This is a genomic window from Corynebacterium sp. UMB9976, assembly GCF_030212265.1.
Lineage (GTDB): Bacteria > Actinomycetota > Actinomycetes > Mycobacteriales > Mycobacteriaceae > Corynebacterium.
On the sequence record NZ_JASODY010000065.1, the window covers coordinates 1 to 369 of the forward strand.

Below are 369 nucleotides of genomic sequence, written 5' to 3' on the forward strand. Positions count from 1 at the left end.
GGCCAAAAAGGCGGCGCCACCAATCATGGCAGGAATCCACAGCCATTTCGCGTAGCGTTTAACCAAGGAGAACAACGCAAAAATGCCGCCTTCGCCCTTGTTATCGATGCGCATGGCGATAAAGACGTATTTAACAGTGGTAATAAGCGTTACCGACCAGAACAGCAGGCTGAGCATGCCCAACACGGCTGCACGGTCTGCATACTGAATACCGCCCTGACCAGCCACGAAAGACTGAGACAAGTACAGTGGCGAGGTTCCAATATCGCCGTAAACCACACCGAGGGCAACAATCATCATACCCCAGGTGATTTTATCTTGAGATGTTTGCAGCTTGCGCCACCAACGTCCAAAAGGAGTGCGCGCCTT

General features: G+C 52.3%; 1 protein-coding gene. It reads right to left on the reverse strand.

Annotated features, from left to right (window positions below; genetic code table 11):
* The coding region (locus tag QP140_RS09820; protein ID WP_284759473.1) for a KUP/HAK/KT family potassium transporter at window positions 1–300 on the reverse strand (300 nt) is incomplete at its 3' end.
* Window positions 301–369 lie beyond the last annotated feature (69 nt).